The organism is Streptomyces sp. NPDC055966 (assembly GCF_042269865.1).
Taxonomy (GTDB): Bacteria; Actinomycetota; Actinomycetes; order Streptomycetales; family Streptomycetaceae; genus Streptomyces.
Map to the genome: position 1 here is coordinate 43,326 of NZ_JBHJYK010000025.1, position 19,530 is coordinate 62,855.

16 protein-coding genes and 1 pseudogene are annotated in these 19,530 nt (G+C 70.7%); 7 read left to right on the forward strand and 10 right to left on the reverse strand.

Annotation, left to right across the window (positions count from 1 at the left end):
• The first annotated feature begins 303 nt into the window (after positions 1 to 303).
• Complete coding sequence (locus tag ACFC8N_RS39205; protein WP_376293895.1) at positions 304 to 792, forward strand: HPP family protein; 489 nt, start codon at positions 304 to 306, stop codon at positions 790 to 792.
• A 329-nt stretch (positions 793 to 1,121) separates the two neighbouring features.
• On the opposite strand, the gene ACFC8N_RS39210 is transcribed toward ACFC8N_RS39205, so the two are convergent.
• From ACFC8N_RS39210 to ACFC8N_RS39230, 5 genes are all read right to left on the reverse strand, one after another.
• Positions 1,122 to 2,603, reverse strand: coding sequence for a multicopper oxidase family protein (locus ACFC8N_RS39210; protein ID WP_376293897.1), 1,482 nt, complete (start codon positions 2,601 to 2,603; stop codon positions 1,122 to 1,124).
• Positions 2,604 to 2,687: 84 nt separating this feature from the next.
• Positions 2,688 to 3,965: a vanadium-dependent haloperoxidase gene (locus ACFC8N_RS39215; protein WP_376293899.1), complete on the reverse strand. Its 1,278-nt coding sequence runs from the start codon at positions 3,963 to 3,965 to the stop codon at positions 2,688 to 2,690.
• 494 nt (positions 3,966 to 4,459) lie between these two features.
• A complete protein-coding gene (ftsH, locus tag ACFC8N_RS39220; protein ID WP_356028865.1) occupies positions 4,460 to 6,442 on the reverse strand; it encodes an ATP-dependent zinc metalloprotease FtsH in 1,983 nt (660 codons plus the stop codon).
• Between the two features lie 1,001 nt (positions 6,443 to 7,443).
• Positions 7,444 to 7,767: a hypothetical protein gene (locus tag ACFC8N_RS39225; RefSeq protein ID WP_356028783.1), complete on the reverse strand. Its 324-nt coding sequence runs from the start codon at positions 7,765 to 7,767 to the stop codon at positions 7,444 to 7,446.
• A 409-nt stretch (positions 7,768 to 8,176) separates the two neighbouring features.
• Positions 8,177 to 8,698, reverse strand: a complete 522-nt coding sequence (locus ACFC8N_RS39230; RefSeq protein ID WP_376293901.1) for a hydrogenase maturation protease — start codon at positions 8,696 to 8,698, stop codon at positions 8,177 to 8,179.
• Between the two features lie 167 nt (positions 8,699 to 8,865).
• On the opposite strand from ACFC8N_RS39230, the gene ACFC8N_RS39235 reads away from it, so the two are divergent.
• The 5 genes from ACFC8N_RS39235 to ACFC8N_RS39255 are packed head-to-tail and all read left to right on the forward strand — an operon-like array spanning position 8,866 to position 13,462.
• Positions 8,866 to 9,987, forward strand: coding sequence for a 4Fe-4S dicluster domain-containing protein (locus ACFC8N_RS39235; protein WP_376294023.1), 1,122 nt, complete (start codon positions 8,866 to 8,868; stop codon positions 9,985 to 9,987).
• Positions 9,984 to 10,466 carry a cyclic nucleotide-binding domain-containing protein gene (locus ACFC8N_RS39240; protein ID WP_376293903.1) on the forward strand — a complete coding sequence of 161 codons (483 nt, stop codon included), beginning with the start codon at positions 9,984 to 9,986 and terminating at the stop codon, positions 10,464 to 10,466. Before ACFC8N_RS39235 ends, ACFC8N_RS39240 begins: the two co-directional genes overlap by 4 nt.
• Positions 10,467 to 10,519: 53 nt before the next feature.
• Positions 10,520 to 11,299, forward strand: coding sequence for an FAD/NAD(P)-binding protein (locus ACFC8N_RS39245; RefSeq protein ID WP_376293905.1), 780 nt, complete (start codon positions 10,520 to 10,522; stop codon positions 11,297 to 11,299).
• Position 11,300: 1 nt separating this feature from the next.
• Positions 11,301 to 12,098: an oxidoreductase gene (locus ACFC8N_RS39250; protein WP_376293907.1), complete on the forward strand. Its 798-nt coding sequence runs from the start codon at positions 11,301 to 11,303 to the stop codon at positions 12,096 to 12,098.
• A complete protein-coding gene (locus tag ACFC8N_RS39255) occupies positions 12,095 to 13,462 on the forward strand; it encodes a Ni/Fe hydrogenase subunit alpha (protein WP_376293910.1) in 1,368 nt (455 codons plus the stop codon). The genes ACFC8N_RS39250 and ACFC8N_RS39255 overlap by 4 nt, the downstream gene beginning before the upstream one ends.
• 75 nt (positions 13,463 to 13,537) lie before the next feature.
• On the opposite strand, the gene ACFC8N_RS39260 is transcribed toward ACFC8N_RS39255, so the two are convergent.
• Both ACFC8N_RS39260 and ACFC8N_RS39265 read right to left on the reverse strand, forming a co-directional pair.
• The gene (locus ACFC8N_RS39260) at positions 13,538 to 14,827 is read right to left on the reverse strand and encodes a globin domain-containing protein (RefSeq protein ID WP_376294026.1); all 1,290 of its coding nucleotides are present in this window, start codon (positions 14,825 to 14,827) and stop codon (positions 13,538 to 13,540) included.
• A 65-nt stretch (positions 14,828 to 14,892) separates the two neighbouring features.
• On the reverse strand, positions 14,893 to 15,234 hold the full coding sequence (locus ACFC8N_RS39265; protein ID WP_376293912.1) for a hypothetical protein: 342 nt from the start codon (positions 15,232 to 15,234) through the stop codon (positions 14,893 to 14,895).
• 476 nt (positions 15,235 to 15,710) lie between these two features.
• Between ACFC8N_RS39265 and ACFC8N_RS39270 the strand changes: the two are divergent.
• A pseudogene (locus ACFC8N_RS39270) lies at positions 15,711 to 16,182 on the forward strand (acyl-ACP desaturase); the annotation flags it as partial.
• 205 nt (positions 16,183 to 16,387) lie between these two features.
• Here ACFC8N_RS39270 and ACFC8N_RS39275 read toward each other — a convergent pair.
• The 3 genes from ACFC8N_RS39275 to ACFC8N_RS39285 all read right to left on the reverse strand — a co-directional run bounded on the left by ACFC8N_RS39275 (position 16,388) and on the right by ACFC8N_RS39285 (position 19,530).
• Complete coding sequence (locus ACFC8N_RS39275) at positions 16,388 to 17,092, reverse strand: hypothetical protein (RefSeq protein WP_362821007.1); 705 nt, start codon at positions 17,090 to 17,092, stop codon at positions 16,388 to 16,390.
• Between the two features lie 4 nt (positions 17,093 to 17,096).
• Complete coding sequence (locus tag ACFC8N_RS39280) at positions 17,097 to 17,381, reverse strand: DoxX family protein (RefSeq protein ID WP_376293914.1); 285 nt, start codon at positions 17,379 to 17,381, stop codon at positions 17,097 to 17,099.
• A gap of 115 nt (positions 17,382 to 17,496) precedes the next feature.
• Positions 17,497 to 19,530: an acetoacetate--CoA ligase gene (locus ACFC8N_RS39285; protein WP_376293916.1), complete on the reverse strand. Its 2,034-nt coding sequence runs from the start codon at positions 19,528 to 19,530 to the stop codon at positions 17,497 to 17,499.

The following is a 19,530-nucleotide window of genomic DNA, read 5'->3' on the forward strand; positions in this document are numbered from 1 at the left end:
GAGTGGCCCCGGTGTCCTGTTCAGGCCGACGTCTGCCCGTGCAGGCCGCAGCGCGTTCAGCTCCGAACTCGTCGCCGGGATCCGTGGGCCGGACGCAGCTGAGGCTGGTGCGACTGGGACGGGCTGCTGTGACGCATGCCGCCGTCCCGCTGTGTGTCACGAGGGACGCCGGGCGTTGGGCGGGTGCGGGTCCGATCGCTGTTTTCAGGGCCATGTGGCCCCGTGACAAGGCCGCCCTGAGAGGCCAGTGTGCAAGAGCACGCAGCGGAGACGAGCGCCCCACGACAGCGCAGGGAGGCGACCGTGGTGGAGAACCCCGTGGTGCGGAGCCTGATGGACCCCGCGCCGTACTCGGTCAGTGAGGACGAGACGCTGACGATGGCCTGGGAGGTCCTGGAACGATCGGGGCAGCGAGCGCTGCCCGTGGTGCGGGCGGACGGTTGCTGCGCCGGTGTCCTGGACCGGGCCGAGCTTGCGGTGGCCTGCGCGGGAGCCGCGCTGCCCCGGCGAAGGGTGCGCGACCTCGTACACCCTCGCCGGACCGTGAGGCTCCACCCCGACGAGGCCCTGTCGGACGCGGCGGCCGTCATGACGGAGGAGGACACCGACGCCCTGCCGGTCACAGACCGGCGTGGACAACTCGTGGGGCTGCTCACGGCCCGGGACTACGTGGCCGCTGCCGCAGGGCTCCACCGTCGCGCAGCCGCACTCGCGGAGGGACCGGCACGGGTCGCCCTGCCCGGACTCCCGCCGCGGCCCGGGGCGCGGGAACACGGGATCGTCATTCCCTAGCTGGGCGCGCGGGTCCGTGGGCAATCCCCCCGCCACCCCAGATCCTGTGGCAGGACGCCGCGCATTGCCTGAACACGCCGGGGGCTGTCGCCTGCCGCTTGCCCCGCAGGACTGGTCGTTGGCAGCTCTGGATCGACCGTGGTGGTCGGCGGACCGCTGAACCGTCAGATCCGGCACGCAGCCGCATTCGTCGCCCTCTCTCGGCTCCTACGCACTCCCGCACGTCGATCGACTACTGGCCGACCTCACCTCACGGCTGTGTCCCGCCGTGCGGGTCGTGCTGTGAACGCAGCAGGGCTGCCAGCCCGGTCGCAACTCGGGTGGGCCCGTCAGGAGCAGCGCAGCAGGATCATGAAGCCGTAGTCCATGTGCAGCTGTTGGTGGCAGTGGAACAGGGACAGTCCCGGCTGGTCGGCGGTGAAGTCGACGTCGAGTGTCTGGTAGCCGCCGAGCATGACGACGTCTTTGCGCAGGCCGTGCGTGGGGGTGCCGGCGATCTGGGTGACCTCGAAGGTGTGGCGGTGCAGGTGGACAGGGTGGATGTCGTCGCTGGCGTTGCGCAGCCGTAGCCGGTACCGCCTGCCTTGCTGGACTTCCAGTACCGGCTTGTTGGTCTCCGGTGAGAAGGGGACGCCGTTGAGGGGCCAGATGTTGAATCCCTTGTCTGCGGCGTTGCGTTTCTCCACGAGCAGGTCGATCGTGCGGTCGGGTCGCTGATTCGTGGAGCCGCCTTCGGCGAAGATGCGGTAGTCCCAGGTGAATGCGGGTGGCGCGATCCACTGGGGGGAGCCGCTGCGGCCGGCGTACTCCACCACGATGCCCATGCCGGCGTTGCGGTCGTCGTCCGACGTGTCTCCGAGCAGCCAGACACCCGGGTGGTTCATCTCCACGACGGCTGAGACGCGTTCCGCGGTGCCGATCCACAGCACCGGCACCTCGGCCCGGCGGGGCACCGGATTGCCGTCGAGCGCGACGACCTCGAAGGTGTGGCCGGGCAGGGCCAGGCTGCGGATCTCGGAGGCGCTGGCGTTGAGGACGTGGAACAGCACGCGTTGCCCGGTCCTGACCTTGACCGGCGGGCCGTGGCCGAGCTTGCGGCCGTTGACGCTGAAGACGCGGTAGCCGACTTCGTATCCGCGTGGCATGCCGCGGGCCAGTGAGTCGGCCACCGCCTTCTCGCCCCGGTGCTTCAGGTCCGGCACCGGGGTGCCGGCCAGGAAGGTCTGGACGACGTCCCCGCCGTGGCTGAGGAAGGGCTCGAACTCCTTCAGCGTCAGGAACACCTCCTGGTCGTAGGCTCCGGGGTTGGTCTTCGGCTCGATGTAGACCGGGCCGGCCTGGCCGGAGTACGTACTGCGGGTCAGGTCACCGTGTGCAGTCACATGGGTGTGGTAGAAGCGGAATCCTGCCGGTCCGGGGGTGAACGACAGGCGCCGCATCCCATGCGCGGGAATGTATGGAGTGCCCTCCTCGGCGGCCCCGTCCACCTCGGCAGGAACCCGCTGGCCGTGCCAGTGCAGCAGTTCGGGAGTGCCGGTGTCGTTGTGCACGTCGACCACGACCGGACGGCCCTCGGTCAACCGCAGCAGCGGACCGGGAAACTGGCCGTTGTACGTCGTGGTCGACACGACCGTACCCGGGGCGATTTCGATGAGCCCGGTTGCGATCCGCAGCGTGTGGTCCGCCTTGCGCGAGAGAGCGGCCGCGCTCGTCGCCACCTGCGCGTCGCAGCCTGCAACCCCACCGGCGCCCGCTCCGGCCAGCACGAACGCGCCACCCAGCCTGAGGGCGTCGCGACGAGAGATGGGCACGGCTCTGCTCCCTTTCCCGCTTCCCGACCGGACTGATTCAGGTCGGGCAGGTGTGTGGTCGTGCAGGTCGCCCGGTGCGGACGGTCAGAGGCGACCTGCCACGAAGTCGGCGACGCGCGTGCCGAGTTGCTGTCCCGCGTGGTTGTCGATCGAGGTGTGCTGGCCGGACCAGATCCGGCTGAGCCATGCCTCGGTGGCGGCGTCCTGGAAGCCTGCATAGGTTCGGGTGATGCCTTTCGACGTCACCGCGAGATGGTGCCGCGCGCCGTAGAACCCGGTGAGCGTCGTTGCCGCCGCCTGGCTGAGGGCGGCGTGAGCGCTGGGATACGACGGATCCGGGGCGGTCGTCAGCAGAGGGGTCCAGTGGGGATCCCCGACGATGCGCGGGCTGTAGTGCGTACCGCCGAGACGAATGGCCGTCACGGGCCGCCAGACGCGGTAGGCGTACTTGGCGTCGTACAGCGCGATCGCGGTGTCGGCGAGGGACAGGTCGAGCCGGGCGAAGACCTTCACCGTGTTCTCCAGGCTCGCGTTCGTGGAGGTGGCAAGGTTCTGCGCGATCTGGTTCCAGACGTTCCAGACGGGTGCCGCCGCCCAGAACTTTGCGGCGGCGGTCTGCTCGGCGGTGCGGGCGGTGCTGGTCTTGCTCCCCAGGCTCTTGACCTCGTTCAAGGCCGTGGCGTACGCGGCGCTGCTCACGGCCGGCGGCGCTGCCGGGCGGAACTGGCGTCCGCTCGTCAGCACGAACGGCTGGACCGAGCCCCAGTTGGTGAACGCCGGTGCCGGGAAGTCGGGAGGGGTGGGCCGGTAGTCTCCGGCACTGTCGCCGGCGCGGAACGGCGGCGGCTTCGCCGAGGACCCGTCGTGGGCCCGCATGCTGATCAGCCGGCGGGCGACCGCGGCACCCACGGTCATGCCCGCCTGCTTGTCCGGGCCGCTCGGAACCGCGGACAACTGGCCGCTCAGCAACTGGTCCACGCCTGGGCGCTCGGCCGGGTACAGGGCTACCAGCACATCGTGGGCCGCCTGGTCGGCCGCGGCATCGGCACGAGCGCCTTGCGGCGCCCGCGTCGAGAACAGGTAGGCGGGGCCGGAGCGGGTGATCGAAACCACCGCGTCGTACTCGGCGGCCTGGAGGAGAGCGAAGCTGCGCGTGGGCTGGACGGTGGCCGGCTGCGCCTTCGGATCGGCGAGGATGGTGATGAGCTCGCGGTTCCATTCCACGACCGATGCCCCTGACCCCGTGGCCGTGGTGGGCGGGGCCGGCGAGTGAGCGTCGCCGGCCCCGAAGGCGGGGCTGGTGAGTCCGGCTGCCAGCGCAGTCACGGCCAGTACGACGAGTGCCCTCTGCTTTCCACCCATGGCTCTGTGGCTCCTTGTCGCCGACGGCGGGCTGTGGCGACCGCGGTCGTACACGTCACCCATGTGGGCCACGGCGGACCATCAGGCCACCGGACACCACCGCGGGAGCGGGGAGTCCGCAGCGTGTGCCGCGAAGAAGTACTCCGGACCGCCGCTACAGAGTGGGACGGGGATGGCGAAGCCAATTCCCGTCCGGCTGGTGCTTGGCTCGGGCGGCCGTTGAAGAATCCCGGACGGGACTGACCGGGATGCCGGCTCGTGAGGCGGCACGCGTCACCCACACCAACGTCGAGCAGGGGCGACCGGGCGCGCATGGTCCAGCAACCCGATCACCTCTTCGCGTCATCAAGGTCGATTGCCAGATCCAGCCTGCCGGGACCCGATCCAGGCCGCAACTCCGGCATCGCGCTTCACAGGCATGGCCACCTGCCTCGGCCCCGACTCCACGACGCCACCGTCGACGGTTGAGGATGACGACGCGTGCCGCCTGATGTTCAACGAGGCGGCGTGTGAACTCCCGGCCGCGGATGTCCGGGGGACGATGATGCGTCGACGGCGTGGTCGTCGTCTCTTCCGTCGGCCGGAGGGCGTTCTTGGCGCAGGACGTCGAGGACGACGGAGCCGTCGACGGTCTCGTGGGCGACCAGTCGTCCGGCCAGGCGTTCCAGGGCGGGCCGGTGACCGCGGAGCAGCGTGATCGCGCGATGTTCGGCCTGGCGCAGCAGGCGGGCGACCTCTTCGTCGACGATGCGCTGGGTCTGCTCCGAGTACGCCGGGCGGCCGGGCTCGTCGGTGGTCTCACCGAGGAAGTGTGGGTGGGTGGAGGCGTAGCCGATGGGGCCGAGTTCGGGGGAGAGGCCGAACTCGCGGACCATGCGGGTGGCGATCTGGGTGGCTCCGGCCAGGTCGTTGGCGGCTCCTGTCGAGCCCTCGCCGAAGACCACGAGTTCGGCCGCGCGCCCGCCCAGGCGCACGGTCAGCAGGTCGGTCAGGTAACTCTCGCTGTACAAGTGGCGTTCGGCTTCGGGGAGTTGTTCGGTGACGCCGAGGGTGACGCCGGCCGGCAGGATGGTGACCTTCGCCACCGGGTCGGCATGCTCGCACAATGCCGCGACCAGCGCGTGCCCCGATTCGTGGACAGCCACCGAGCGGCGTTCCTCGGGCAGCAGCGCGTTGGAGGACTCCCGGCGTCCGAGCAGCACGCGGTCGCGGGCGGCATCCAGGTCATGCGGTTCGATCCGGGTGCGGTCCTCCCGTACGGCGTTGATGGCGCCCTCGTTGACGAGGTTGGCGAGATCGGCGCCGGAGAACCCGGGCGTGGCACGCGCGACGGCATCCAGGTCTACATCCGGAGCCAGGAACTTGTCACGGGCGTGGACGGCGAGGATCGCAGCCCGCTCGGACTGGTTGGGCAGCGGCACGGTGACCTGCCGGTCGAAACGGCCGGGGCGCAGCAGGGCCGGGTCGAGGGCGTCGGGACGGTTGGTGGCGGCGAGGACGACGATGCCGCTGGACTGGTCGAAGCCGTCCATCTCGGACAGCAGCTGGTTGAGGGTCTGTTCGCGTTCGTCGTTGGCCCCCAGCCGGGCCCCGCCGGCGCGACGTGACCCGAGCGCGTCGATCTCGTCGATGAAGATGATCGAGGGGCCGCGTTTGCGGGCCTGGTCGAACAGGTCGCGTACCCGGGAGGCGCCGACTCCGACGAACATCTCCACGAACGCGGAGCCGGTGACCGACAGGAACGGCACGTCCGCCTCACCGGCGACCGCTCGCGCGAAGAGTGTCTTGCCGGTGCCGGGCGGTCCGACCATGATCACGCCACGGGGCCCCTTGGCACCTGCGGCGGTGTAGCGGGCGGGGTTGCGAAGGAAGTCGACGACCTCGCTGATCTCCTGCTTGACCCCGTCGTAGCCGGCGATGTCGTGGAAGCCGGTGGTGGGCCGCTCCGCCTCGATGATCTTCGCGCGGGAACGTCCGATGGCGCTGAGCCCGCCGGTCACCGACCCTGCGGCCCGGCGTCCCATCCACACGAAGAAGCCGATCAGCAGCAGGAACGGCAGGAACGAGAACAGCACGGACGGCCACGCCGAGCCGCCGCCGCTGCTCTGGCTGGCTTTGATCTGCACGTGGTGCGAGGTCAGCTGCTGTTGGAGCTGGGCCCCGGTGCCCAGCGCGGTGGGGATCTGGGTGGTGAACTTCGTGCCGTCCTTCAGGGTGCCGCTGACCGTGCCTTTGTCGTTGATGTCGACCGTCTGTACCTGGCTGGCGCCGACCTTGCCGACGAAGTCGCTGTAGGTCAGTGATGTCGTGTGAGGCCCGGAGCGGGCGCGCGAGAGCAGCAGGACTGTGACGAGCGTCATCAGGATCCACCACACCATCCACCGTCCGCCAAACGGCTGAGGCTGCCGGGACGGAGGACTGGGCGGCTCGCGCGGTGGCCCGGGCCTGGCGGGCGGCGTCAGGTGCCGGTGCGGCATCCGCACTCGTGTGATCACCGATCCCACGCCCTTCGGCCGGCATGAACCCCCGTCTGCCAGCCTCAACCCGGTCGCTCCTGGGCGGCAGGGGCCGAATGGCCCTGATGGGGCCGCCCGGCCACAGCCCGCCCAGGCTCGCGGCCACCGTCCGCCGGCGAACAGGGGTCGACTGACAGGTGCGCACGCCGTCTCGCTGTGGGCCGACGGGAGGGTTCCTTCGGACCGTGGGTCTGGGTGATCGGCCATGGACCCGGCTGTCCGTGCGGCGGGACGCCGGCATGCAGGTCGAGACATCCAGCGATGCGCCGAGGGCCTGGGCGGCCCGTGCGGCGACCGGGTCCCCTCCGCGGAGCAGCCCCAGCACAACGACGTCGGAACCTTTGATGTGCTTCAGTCGGGCTGCCAAGTGTCGGCCGTATCTCGGTGATCAACGAAGTACATCAGCGGCCTCCTTGCCGCGGCGGGGCACGGCGTGGCAGGGCGAGCAACGCCATGCGCTCCGCACCTCCATCCTCATTTCGCTGAGCCCGTCATCCCGGACCACTTCCGAATTCGTCGGCGTGCGGCCCGTTCCTGCCTCCGTGGGGCTTCACACGGAAGGGCCGTTCGGCACAGCCCGTGAGACAGGCGGATCCTGGAGTGGGAAAGACCGCGGCACGCCGACCCGAACGTGTCGGGATGCGGCGGTATCTTGGCACGCCCCGCTGTCGGCGGCGCGGACGCGCCCGGCACGCAGGGTCGGACTGTGTTCACCGCGCACGGACGCCTGCCTCTGCTGAACGCGCTGCAACGCGCCAGGGTCAAGGTCCTCTCCCTCGATGACCACCCCGAGTCGCCGTTCCGCCTGTGGGCCGGCCCGGGCTCCCGGCCAACTTGCCCTCACCGAACAGGAACTGCGTTCCTGCGGAATGCGGGAGGTCAGCAGGGAACGAGCCGACAGGGCCCTGGCCCGTGCTCTCGTCGGCGCGAGGGCTGAACTGGCCGTGGTTCAGGGATGTGGATCAACGCCGGTTCTCCGGCCCGGTGCTCAGAGGCCGTGCCCACAGCTCGTCGTGCTGCGGAACGGTGGTGCCGCCGCCGGCCCGTACCGCTTCCACCACGGCTTGGTGCAGGTCACGGCTGCCCTGTCGAGAGGGGCAGGGGACCGGGCTGCCGGTCAGCGTGAACCACAGGGAGGTGCCGCTGTACTGGACCTGGACAACGGCCTGCTTGCCGTCCCACGTCGTGTGCACGGTCAAGTCCCCGGTCACGGTTCCGGCCTCGTCGGTACGCACGCCCCCCTGCCCGGTGAACACGCCGGTGGTCGTCCATGATGTCTGGACCATGACGCCTTCAGCCTTCCTTTGTGAATGTGGTGGTCTCACCTGGTTCCCGAGATTCGCCACGGGACCCACCTCCCTGACGCTCTGAGCTTCATGGTGACCGGGCGACCCGTGGCAGGGGGTGTGCCATCCGTACCGCTGGCAGGGGCCGACCGGCCCCCCCGGCGCGCCCGGTGGCTCTGTCGCGGCTTGGTCGCAGAGGTGTGCGGCCGGTCCCGACGGCTTGGGGTCGTTTCCCACAAGCCTGTCGCATGTCGCGGGCCCCTCTTCGACGAGATCGGGATGGACGTGCCCGTGCTCCTCATACGTCACCCGCAGACCGTCCTGCTCGACGAACCGGCCCACGCCATGTTCCGCAGTCTGACAAGGAGGCCGCCCGTCCGAGAGGCCGGACTTCGGTGGTGACCGAAACCTATACGTCGCCGCGCGTCGCGGTGGTACGGGCGTATCGGTGAATCTCGTCGGCGATGCGGTCGGCGAGCGGTCCGACCCTGGCGGCGACCCGTGCGGACAGGCCCGTGCCCAGGCTGGAGTCGGCGCCCTCGACCGCGTAGACGACAAGCCGGTCCGGCAGCCGGTCCAGCAGGCGGGCGAGCTCGACGGCGTCACCGAGGCCGAGACGGTGCGAACTGGTGGCCCCGCTCTGCCGGAGCAGCCGGTCGCCGTCGAGTTCGAGGCGATGGACGCGGCCGGGACGGGCGGGCTCGGCGCGCGCGCAATCGATCACGACGGCCAGGCGGGCGTTCTCCCACAGCGAGATCAGCCGCGCGGGCTCGCCGTCGCACACCAGGAGCGCGGTCCCGGCCGGAAGGAGGTCCTGTCCGGTCCGCTCGGCCAGGACCCCCAAGACCGCCAGGCCGACACCGTCGTCGTGCCGGAATTCGTTGCCGATTCCGATGACGGCGATCCGAGGAGGGTCGGCAGGGGCGTCCATGCCGACACCCCTTCCCGCTCGACTTCGTCCGCAGTTGGGCCGGACGAGGTATCGACGAGGCCTCCCTGGGCCATGGCAGCCCTGTCGGCCAGACCCGAGGCGGGTCGCGCGCTCATAGTGGGGACGTGAGGCGTGAGACAGCGGATGGTGGCGGCACCACGGCGGTGATCGGCAAGGACGGCCTGGATGCGCTGATCGGTGTGCTCGCCGGGCGTGGCCGCACCGTGATCGGCCCGACCGCGCGCGACGGGGCCATCGTGCTGGCCGAGATCTCCCGGGGCGACGACCTGCCCTACGGCTGGGGTGTCGAGCTGGAGGCCGGCCATTACCGGTTGCGGCCGCGTGCGGACGGTGCCGCGTTCGCGCACAGCGCGGGCCCGCAGGGATGGAAGCGGTTCTTGCACCCGCCGCGGGAGCGGCAATGGACCGCCGACCGCACGCCCGACGGCCAGTGGGTGGTGGCAGAGGACGCCGTCACGCCGCCGTCGTATGCGTTCGTCGGCGTGCGCCCGTGTGATCTGCGGGCCATCGCCGTGCAGGACCGTGTGCTCGCAGGCGGCCCCTACACCGACCGTGCCTACCGAGGGCGACGGGAGAGAGCCTTCGTGGTGGCGGCGGAGTGCACCGAGCCGGGTGCGACCTGCTTCTGCGTTTCCATGGGCGCGGGGCCGGCTGTCGGTGAGGGGTACGATCTGGCGCTGACCGAGGTGGTGGACGAGCACGGGCACCGTTTCCTCGTGCGGGCTGGGAGCGAGGCGGGGGAGTCGGTCCTGGCCGACGTTCCGCACCGTCCTGCGGATGCCACAACCTGGACCACGGCACGAGAGAGCGTCGAGGCTGCGGCGGGCCGCATGGGCCGGACCATGCCCGAGGTCGACCTGCGGGTGCTGATGCGCGAGACCTTGTCGGCCGAGCGTTGGGACGAGGTGGCGGGGCGTTGTCTGACGTGCGGGAACTGCACGATGGTGTGCCCGACGTGCTTTTGCACCACCGCCGAGGACATCACCGACCTGACGGGCGATCACGCGGAGCGGTGGCGACGCTGGGAGTCCTGTTTCGACCTGGAGTTCACGCACCTGCCCGGCGGCCCGGTGCGGGCCAGTTCCCGGAGTCGCTACCGGCAGTGGGCCACCCACAAGCTCGGTACCTGGTACGACCAGTTCGGCAGCTCGGGATGTGTCGGCTGTGGCCGGTGCATCGTGTGGTGCCCGGTCGGCATCGACATCACCGAGGAAGCGCACGCGCTCAACGGTGAGCGCGAAGCCGCGTCGCAACGGGAGGAGCGATGACGACGGTCGGGCATGGCTTTCTCGGTGAGTTGTCACCGCCTCACCGTGAGCGCCTGCTGTCCATGGCGTGTGGGACGTCCTTCCCTGCCGGTGCGCGAATCTTCGACGAGGACGGGGTGGTGGAGCGGTTCTGGATCCTGCGCTCTGGCACGGTCGCCCTCGATGCCCAGGTTCCCGGCCGCGATCCGGCCGTGGTGGAGACCCTGGGAGAGGGCGAACTGCTCGGCTGGTCGTGGCTGTTCGAGCCGTACCGCTGGCACCTGGGTGCGACCGCCCGGGGTGAGGTCGAAGCGTACGAGTTCGAGGCACGGCAGGTGCGCGCCGCGATCGAGGAGGATTCTGTGTTCGGCCTGGCGATCACCCGATGCGTGGCATCCGTGGCGATCGGCCGGCGCCTGCGAGCCTGCCGCATCCGGTTGCTCGATGTCTACGCGCGGCCGGGCCCCGCAGCGGAGGCGGAGGGGGGCGGGAGGGGATGACCGTCGCGACGGTGGCTCCTTGTGCGGCAGGGCCTCCCGTGCCGTACCGCGTGATGCGACGCACGGCCGACACGCCGGACACGGCGACGATCGCGCTGGAGCCGACGGGCCCGGCGCTGCCGCCGTTCGTGCCCGGGCAGTTCGCCATGGTGTACGCGTTCGGCGTCGGCGACATCCCGGTGTCGGTGTGCGGCATCGACGGGCATCGCCTCACCCACACCATCCGGGCGGTCGGTGCGGTCTCCGCCGCCCTGTACGAGGTGCGGCCCGGAGCCGTGGTGGGGGTGCGCGGTCCGTTCGGCACCGGCTGGGACCTGTACTCTGCCGCCGGGCGCGACGTGCTGATCGTCGCCGGCGGCATCGGCCTGGCACCACTGCGCCCCCTCGTCCTGGCCGCGCTGGACGAGCCCGCGCGGTTCAAGAACCTCAGTCTCCTCGTCGGTGCGAGGACACCGGGCGACCTGCTCTACGCGCGTGAGGTGAGCGCCTGGCGGGAGGCCGGTGCCCGGGTCCTGGCAACGGTGGACCGGCCCGACCGGGCGTGGAACGGCGATGTCGGCGTCGTCACCGCGCTGCTGGAGCGTGCGGCCTTCGATCCCGACGCGGCGGCCGCGTTCGTCTGCGGCCCGGAGGCGATGATCCGGCACACGGCCCGCGACCTGCTCGACCGCGGCCTCGCGCCGGAACGGATCCGCGTCTCCTTGGAACGCACCATGCACTGCGGGACCGGGCACTGCGGCCACTGCCAGCTCGGGCCCCTCCTGCTCTGCCGCGATGGCCCTGTCGTTCCCTGGAGCCTTGCCCAGTCCCTGCTCGCGGTGAGGGAGCTGTGACATGACGTCCCCTGTCGGCCGGCGCAACGGACGGCCGAGGCTCGCCGTATGGAAGTTCGCTTCGTGCGACGGCTGCCAGCTCACCCTGCTGGACTGTGAGGACGAGCTGCTCGGCATCGCCGAGCAGGTGGAGATCGCGTACTTCCTGGAGGGGTCCAGCACGTCCGAACCCGGCCCGTACGATCTGTCGTTGGTAGAGGGATCGGTCACCACCCAGCAGGACGTGGCGCGGATCCGGCACGTCCGCGCCGCCTCCCGACGTCTGGTGACCATCGGGGCGTGCGCGACGGCCGGAGGTGTGCAGGCGCTGCGCAACTATGCCGACGTCGCCGAGTTCCAGGCCGCGGTCTACGCCAGGCCCGACTACGTCGACACGCTCGCCACCTCCACCCCGATCAGCGCGCACGTCCCGGTCGACTTCGAACTGCGCGGCTGCCCGATCGACCGCGGCCAGTTGATCGAGGTCATCACCGCCTACCTCGCCGGACGCACTCCCGACGTGCCCCGGCACAGTGTGTGCTTCGAGTGCAAGACGCGCGGCACCGTGTGCGTGACGGTGGCGCGTGGCACACCCTGCCTCGGCCCGGTCACCCATGCCGGATGCGGCGCGCTGTGCCCGGCGTACGGGCGCGGCTGCTACGGCTGTTTCGGCCCTTCCGACTCCACCAACTTCCCCGCCTTCGTCCCCCTGCTGCGCAGGGACGGGATGGACACCCTGGACGTGGTGCGGGTGCTGCGCACCTTCAACACCGCAGCCCCCGAATTCGACGAGGCCTCACGAAGGGAGGAGGAAGGGTGACCCACCGCGCATCCAGGGTACTCCGCGTCGGCTCCCTCACCCGCGTCGAAGGCGAGGGAGCACTGCGACTGAGCGTGCACGGCAACGAGGTCGACCGGGCGAGCCTCACGATCTACGAGCCTCCGCGCTTCTTCGAGGCGTTCTTGCGCGGCCGCTCCCACACCGAGCCGCCCGACATCACCTCACGGGTGTGCGGAATCTGCCCGGTCGCCTACCAGATGAGCGCCTGCCGGGCCATCGAGGACGCCTGCGGCACCGTCGTGGACGGACAGCTCGCGGTGCTGCGCAGGCTTCTGTACTGCGGGGAGTGGATCGAAAGCCAGACCCTGCACGTCTACCTGCTGCATGCCCCCGACTTCCTCGGCGTCGGCAGCTTCATCGAACTCGCCCGCACCCGGCGAGCGGACGTCGAACGCGGTCTCCGCCTCAAACAGGCGGGAAACGCCGTCATGGAACTTCTCGGCGGCCGCGCCATCCACCCGGTCAACATCCGTGTCGGCGGCTTCCACCGCGTCCCGGCGGCATCCGAACTGCGGCCGCTGGCCGAACAACTGCGCCGGGCTCGGGACGACGCCGCCGAGACGGTGCGCTGGGTCGCCGGGTTCGACTTCCCCGACGCCGGATGCGACAACGACCTGTTCGCCCTGGCCGAACCCGGTACCTACGCCATCGAATCCGGCACCCCCACCGTGATGCCGGCCCCGAGCACCGCGGGGCTGCCGGCCGACTCCGACCGCGGCCTGGCCACCCGCACCTTCCCTGTCGAGGAGTTCAGCGACCATGTCGTGGAGACCCAGGTGCCGCACTCCACCGCGCTGCACTCACAGCTGGACGGGCGCCGCCATCTGACCGGCTCACTGGCCCGCTACGCGATCAGCGGACAGTGGCTGTCCCCGATCGCACGACAGGCCGCCCAGGACGCCGGGCTCGGCGACCCCCGCGACGGTGTGGTGTGCCGCAACCCCTTCCGCAGCATCATCGTCCGGGCCGTCGAAGTGCTCTACGCCGTTGACGAGGCGCTGCGCCTCATCGAGGCCTACACCCCGCCGCCCCGGCCGTACGTGGATGTCCCGCCCAGGGCCGCCACCGGCCACGGCGCGACGGAAGCGCCGCGCGGTCTGCTCTACCACCGCTACACCCTCGATGCCGACGGCACCGTCACGGATGCCCACCTCGTCCCGCCGACGGCACAGAACCAGGGTGCGATCGAAGAGGACCTGCGCCGCCTGGTCACCGACCGCCTGGCCGTCGACGAGCCCACCGATGCCGAGCTGACCACCCTGTGCGAGAAGGCCATCCGCAACCACGACCCGTGTATCTCCTGCTCCGCCCACTTCCTCGATCTGGCCGTCGAGCGGAGGTGAACGGTCAGCGGAGGCGACCAACGCGACAGATCCTCGCGGTCGAGACGTGGACGGACGGGGGCGCGGGCGCGTCGGTCACTGATCGGTGGCCGCAGGATGAGAGGGGAGAGGTACCGTGCCGCCGACGGGGTCGTGACGGATTCGGTCGGCGGGCAGGTTCATGGCGGTCAGCCGTCGCACCGTGGCGGTGACCATGGAGGGCGGGCCGCTCACGTAGGCGAGGTGGCCGGACCAGTCGCCGTGCCGGGCCACCGCGTCGGCCACCGAGCCGTCCTCGGCGGCCGTTCCGGGGCCCTCGCCGATCACCGGGACCACACGCAGCCACGGCAGACACTTCTCCAACTCGGCCAGGGCTGCCGTGTCGTACAGGTCCTGAAGCGTGCGCGCGCCGAGGAACAGGTGCGTGCGGCGGCCGTGCGGGCGGCGTACGGCCAGCTCGTCCAGCAGTGCTTTGGCGGTGGCCCATCCGGTACCGCCCGCCACGATCAGCACGTCCCGCGTGAGGCGGTCGTCCAGTGTCATGGACCCCTGCGCGGGTCCCAGGCGCAGCGGGTCGCCGACGCGGGTGTGCGCCACCAGCGCCTCGCTCACCCCGCCCGGTCCGGTACGGCGGATGTGGAACTCCAGTTCCCCGTCCGGGCGGGGAGCGCAGGCGAGGGAGTACGGCCGCCAGGTGTGCGGCAGCAGCGGGGACTGGAGGTGCGCGTACTGCCCGGCCCGGTGGGGAAACGGCTCGGCGGTGCGAACGCGGAGGACCGCGAGATCCGGACGGCGCAGCTGGTGGTCCGTCACCGTCCCGTTCCAGTACGGCGGCTCGGCCAGGGCTTCGTCCGCTGCGCCCACCATGGCCTCGACGGCGAACCGCAGCATGCGCAGCCACGCCCGCTCCAGTTCCTCGGTCCACCGTTCGCCCGCGCTGCGGTGCAGCGCTTCGGCGAGCGCCGCCTCGAACACCTCGTAGTGCACGGGCCGCACTCCCAGCTTGCGGTGATCACGGCCCAGCCGGGCACAGAAGGCGGCCACCTCGTCGGGCCGGTCCAGGTGTTCGATCAGGTACCAGAAGGCCCGTTCCAGATGGGCTTGCTGGAACTCCATCGAGTCGGGGAACAGCCCGCGCAGATACGGGTGCCGCTCGAACATCGCCTCGTAGAGGTGCGCGATGAGGTCGCTGAAGGGGGTCACCAGGGGCAGGTGCCGGGTGATCGTCCGCCGGTCGGCACTCCCGTCGTAGGCACGCCCGGCCTCCCGCGGTCCGGCGGAAGCCACGGACGGCTGCCGCGCCGGGGACCGCAGTTGCTGACGCAGCCGCATCGCGTCCTGCCGTGCGAGGAGCGCGTGATACTCGTCGTACGCGTCGCCTCCCATGGTGTTCACGAGCTGGAATTCCCCTTGCCGTATCCCACGCGTCGCGGTCCTGCCCCCGGAGGTCGTCAACGGGTCTCCTTGAGTGCTGTCTCCACGCAGCTGACGCACGTGCCGCCGCTCGCACAACCGACGGTCGCGGCCCCGCGTCCGACACCGGCCCGGCGGAGGCCGCCCCAGGCCCGGGTGCCCGTTCCGTTCCCGGCCGTGCCCCCGCCTCGGCGCGCGTAGTACCAGGCCATGTTGGAGGCGAGCCCGGCCGGCAGGACCCAGACGATCCCTACCCACCCGCCTCGGATGAAGGACACCACCGCGGCGACCACCGCCAGGCAACAGACACCGCCGGCGTGCGCGGCGAGGCGACGCGGGTACCGCGGACGAGGCAGGGCGGACGTTCCCTGTCGAATCATGAGTACGGCTCCTGTCGGACAGACCGAAACGCGCCTTACCCAGCGGTCGCGCGCACGCCGGGCGATGGCGCGCGGCGGGCACGGGAGGCCGGGCGGACCGGCCGACGCGACAGCGGCTGGGTGGAGGACGCAGCCGGAAGGCACGCCAGTGTCGCACCGCCGCCCCGTCGCCGTCCGGCCCCAGCAGGCAGGGCCGTTCGGCCCTGCCGAGCCCGCTCCACCTGGTGGTTGTCTGGTGCCGCAGCCGGGTGCGCCCTCCCACTGCGGGCTCCCGGTCCCCCAGACCGGAAGCGGGGTCGGGGCACCCGGTATGCGCCAACCACGCGCCCCGTACACGCCAGTAGGACCGAACGGCCCCAGCGGAACCACCGCACGGTCACCTAACTTACGGAACCATAGGTTCCGTCCCCGCGGCGAGAGGCCGGTTTCTTCGCGGCCACCATCCCTCCGTCCCGTTCCGGGTCTTCAGGGCGTGGATGCCGCGCGAGTACGTGCCCTGGAGCCGTGCGCAGGACTTCGACGGCCCGCTGGGTGCGCGGCCGTGGTCGGAGGAGGAGTCCCCGCTGACCGGGGTGGGCCGGGTGTCGCTCGTGGTCCGTCTGCTGACGGAGGACAACCTGCCCAGCTATCACCACGAGATCGCCACCCTGTTCGGCCGGGACGGGGCGTGGGGCACCTGGGTGCACCAGTGGACGGCCGAGGAAGCCCGCCACTCGATGGTGCTGCGCGACTATGCTCGCCTCCCGCGCGGTGGACCCGATGGCGCTGGAGCGGGCGCGCATGGCCCACATGTGCGGCGGCTTCGTCTCCGACAGCCGGCACTCTCCGCTGCGCACGGTGGCCTACGTCGCCTTCCAGGAACCGGCCACCCGGATCTCCCACCGCAACACCGGCCGCTCCTCCGGCGACCCGGTCTGCGACCGGATGCTGCCGCAGGCCGCCAACGATGCCCGGACGGCATCGCCCACCTGAAGAACCGGAAGGCTCTCGCCCGCCACCACGGCCGCCGCGAGCACATGAGCGACATCGTCCAAGCCGCCGCCGGACTGCTCTCACACCAGCAGACCGCCACCCTCTCCCGCGCCAGTCAAGCGTGAACACACCCCCGGCTCCGCATGCCTCGACGTGCCGCGGCCGACCATGCACGAGGTCGCTAGCGATCCGTACCCGTGTTGCCATCGTCACTCGAAGAGTCCCGCCGCTTCCTCTCGCCCGGAGCGGATGCGTCTCCCTCCCCGTCCAGCAGCTCCAGGAGTGCAGCATCTGCCCTCTTCTGGTCTTCCTTCGTCAGTTCGATGGGCGCGTTGTTGTAGACGGTGTACCGATCGGGATCGATGATGTTGGCAGCCCTCAAGGTGAACGTCAGCAGGGGTCGCCACCCCTTGCGGTGGCCGACCCTCATTTGTATCTGTGCCTTGTAGTCACGGGCCTCCGGGGCGAATCCGGAAAACGGTGCCTCGAACTCGAGGAAGAGCTGTTGCGCTTCTCTGCCGCCCACCACGAATCCGGCCGGCAGCTTCGCTTCCTCGTCCGGCCCCGGCTGGAGACGGGACGGAGAGGACACCCACAGGAGCGGCAGATGTGAGGCGGGCTCATCAGGGAAGGTCAGTATCAGGTCTTGGACGACTATGGGCTTGGGGCCGGTGTTGTGCAGGACGAGCGGGAGTCGCAGTCGAGCCATGGAACCGTGGACAATTGCCGCGAAGGAATGAGGCTCCCACGCCCTCAGGCGTCCCTGCCTGGCGTTGAGCCACCAGAACGACGCGACGGTGAAGACCAGTGCGCAGGTCGAGACGACACTGGCGCCTGTAAGCGACGAGGACGCAATCTGATCCGCCGCGACCATCAGCGGAACCACAGATTCAGTCTGCCAGCCCCGCCGTGGGCTCGCTAACAGGACGAGTGGCGGCCGAAACGGGCCACAGGTCGGCAAGGAGCACGAGGTACCAGGCGACCAGGGCCGCGCACGCCACCGCGGGGGCGAGCTTGGGCAGCCCGTTGCCCTTGCGTACATGCGTGATCACGGCACCGGCGAGCAGCATCAGCAGCCCGAAACCGGCCAGGCCGCCGTACAGCGGTACGACCCGGCCGAGGGCCACGCCGATGGCGCCCGCCGGCTCCAGGCCGCCGATGACCCGGTAGGCCACGGTCGTGAAGCCGGCGTGGACAGCCAGCCCGGGAATCGGACCCAGGCCAGGATCTTGGCCGCTTCCAGCAGGGCGAAGATCAACGCGATGAGACAGGTCAGCGATGCGGAGAGGATCACGAGACGCCCTCGGGGGTGTGCGGATGGCGGACCTGACGGCGTTCGGCTCCCAGGGCGGCGAAGTAGGCGATCAGGTCGGGGTTGTCGACCGCGGAGGGGTTGAGGACCTGCTCGGCGGGGGCGCCCTGGAGGAGGCGTTTGACCGGGACCTCAAGTTTCTTGCCGGTCTTGGTGTGCGGGATGGCCGGTACGGCGAGGATCTCGTCGGGGACATGGCGGGGTGAGGCGCCGGTGCGGATCGCGTCGCGGATCTTCTCGCACAGGGACTCGTCCAGACCGACCCTGTCGGCGAGGACCACGAAGAGCGGCATCCAGTAGCCGCCGTCGGGTTCTTCCGCACCGATGACGAGGGCCTCGGTGATCTCGGGGAGGCGTTCGACGATGTCGTGGATGTCGGCGCTGCCCAGCCGTACGCCGTTGCGGTTGAGGGTGGCGTCGGAGCGGCCGTGGACGATCACCGAGCCGTGGGAGGTGAGGGTGATCCAGTCGCCGTGCCGCCACACGCCCGGGTGGGCGCTGAAGTAGGCGTCGCGGTAGCGGCTGCCGTCGGGGTCGTTCCAGAAGTACAGCGGCATGGAGGGCATCGGGCGGGTGATGACCAGTTCGCCGACCTGGTCGACGACCGGCCGTCCCGTGTGGTCGTACGCCGCGAGTGCCACGCCGAGGTTGGGGGCCGACAGTTCACCCGCCCACACCGGAGTAGTGGGGGCGCTGCCGGCGAAGCCGGAGACGACGTCGGTGCCGCCACTGGTGGAGGCCAGCTGGATGCCTGCGCCGACGTGGTCGCGGACCCAGGGGTAGGCGGATGCGGGCAGGGTGGAGCCGGTGCTGCCGATGGCGCGGACGGCCGACAGGTCGTGCGCGGAGGGTTCGATGCCGAGCTTGGCCATGGCCAGCAGGTACTGGGGGCTGGTGCCGAAGACGGTGACCTTGTGGCGGGCCGCCAGCTCCCAGAGGACGTCCGGGTGCGCCACCGGCGCGGGGCTGCCGTCGTAGGTGCAGGTGGTGGCGCCGGTGAGCAGGGTGGAGACGACCAGGTTCCACATCATCCAGTGGGTGGTGGTGTACCACAGCAATCGGTCTCCGACGCCCAGGTCGCTGTGCAGGCCGAGGGTCTTGAGGTGCTCCAGCAGGACGCCTCCGTGGCCGTGGACGATGCCTTTGGGCAGGCCGGTGGTGCCGGAGGAGAAGACGATCCACAGCGGGTGGTCGAAGGGCACCGGGGTGGTGGTGAGGTGCTCGCTGCGGGTCGCCGCGTCCTCCCAGGGAACCGTGAGTCCGGCGGCCCGGGTCTGGGGCCACACAAGGCCCAGGTGGTTCACCAGAACCGTGGCCTTGAGGGTGGGCAGGGTGTCGGCCAGGTCGCGGGAGGCGGCGCGGCGGTCGTGGCGGGTGCCGTTGAAGAGGTAGCCGTCCGCCGTGATGAGCACCGTGGGTTCGAGCTGGGCAAAGCGGTCGCTGGCGGCCTTGGGCGCGTAGTCCTGGCCGCACACCGACCACACCGCGCCCAGGCTGGCGGTGGCGAGGAAGGCGATGACGGCGTGGGGGGTGTTGGGCAGGTACCCGACCACCCGGTCGCCCGGTCCGACGCCGAGGTCGCGCAGGGTGGCGGCGACGGAGGCGACCTGGGCGCGCAGCTGTCGGCCCGTGATCTCGTGGGCGGCTCCGGTCTCGTCCAGTGCGGTGATCGCGGGTGCGTCGGGGTGCAGGTTTCGCAGTGCGTGGTGGGCGTAGTTCAGGGTGGCGCCGGGGAACCAGCGGGCGCCGGGCATGGTCTCCTGGGCCAGCACCCGCTCGTACGGAGTGGTGGCGTCGATGTCGAAGTACTCCCACACCGCGGCCCAGAAGTCTTCCAGGTCGGTGACGGACCAGTGGTGCAGGGCCTGGTAGTCGGCGGGGTCCTGGATGCTGTCGGCGCCCTGGCGCCGGGCGGTCCAGCGGGCAAAGTCCGCGATGCGGCTGCCGGCGGCCGCTTGGGGGTTGGGCGGCAGGAAGGGCTCCGGACAGGGCGTGGAGTGCGGGGTGGTCAT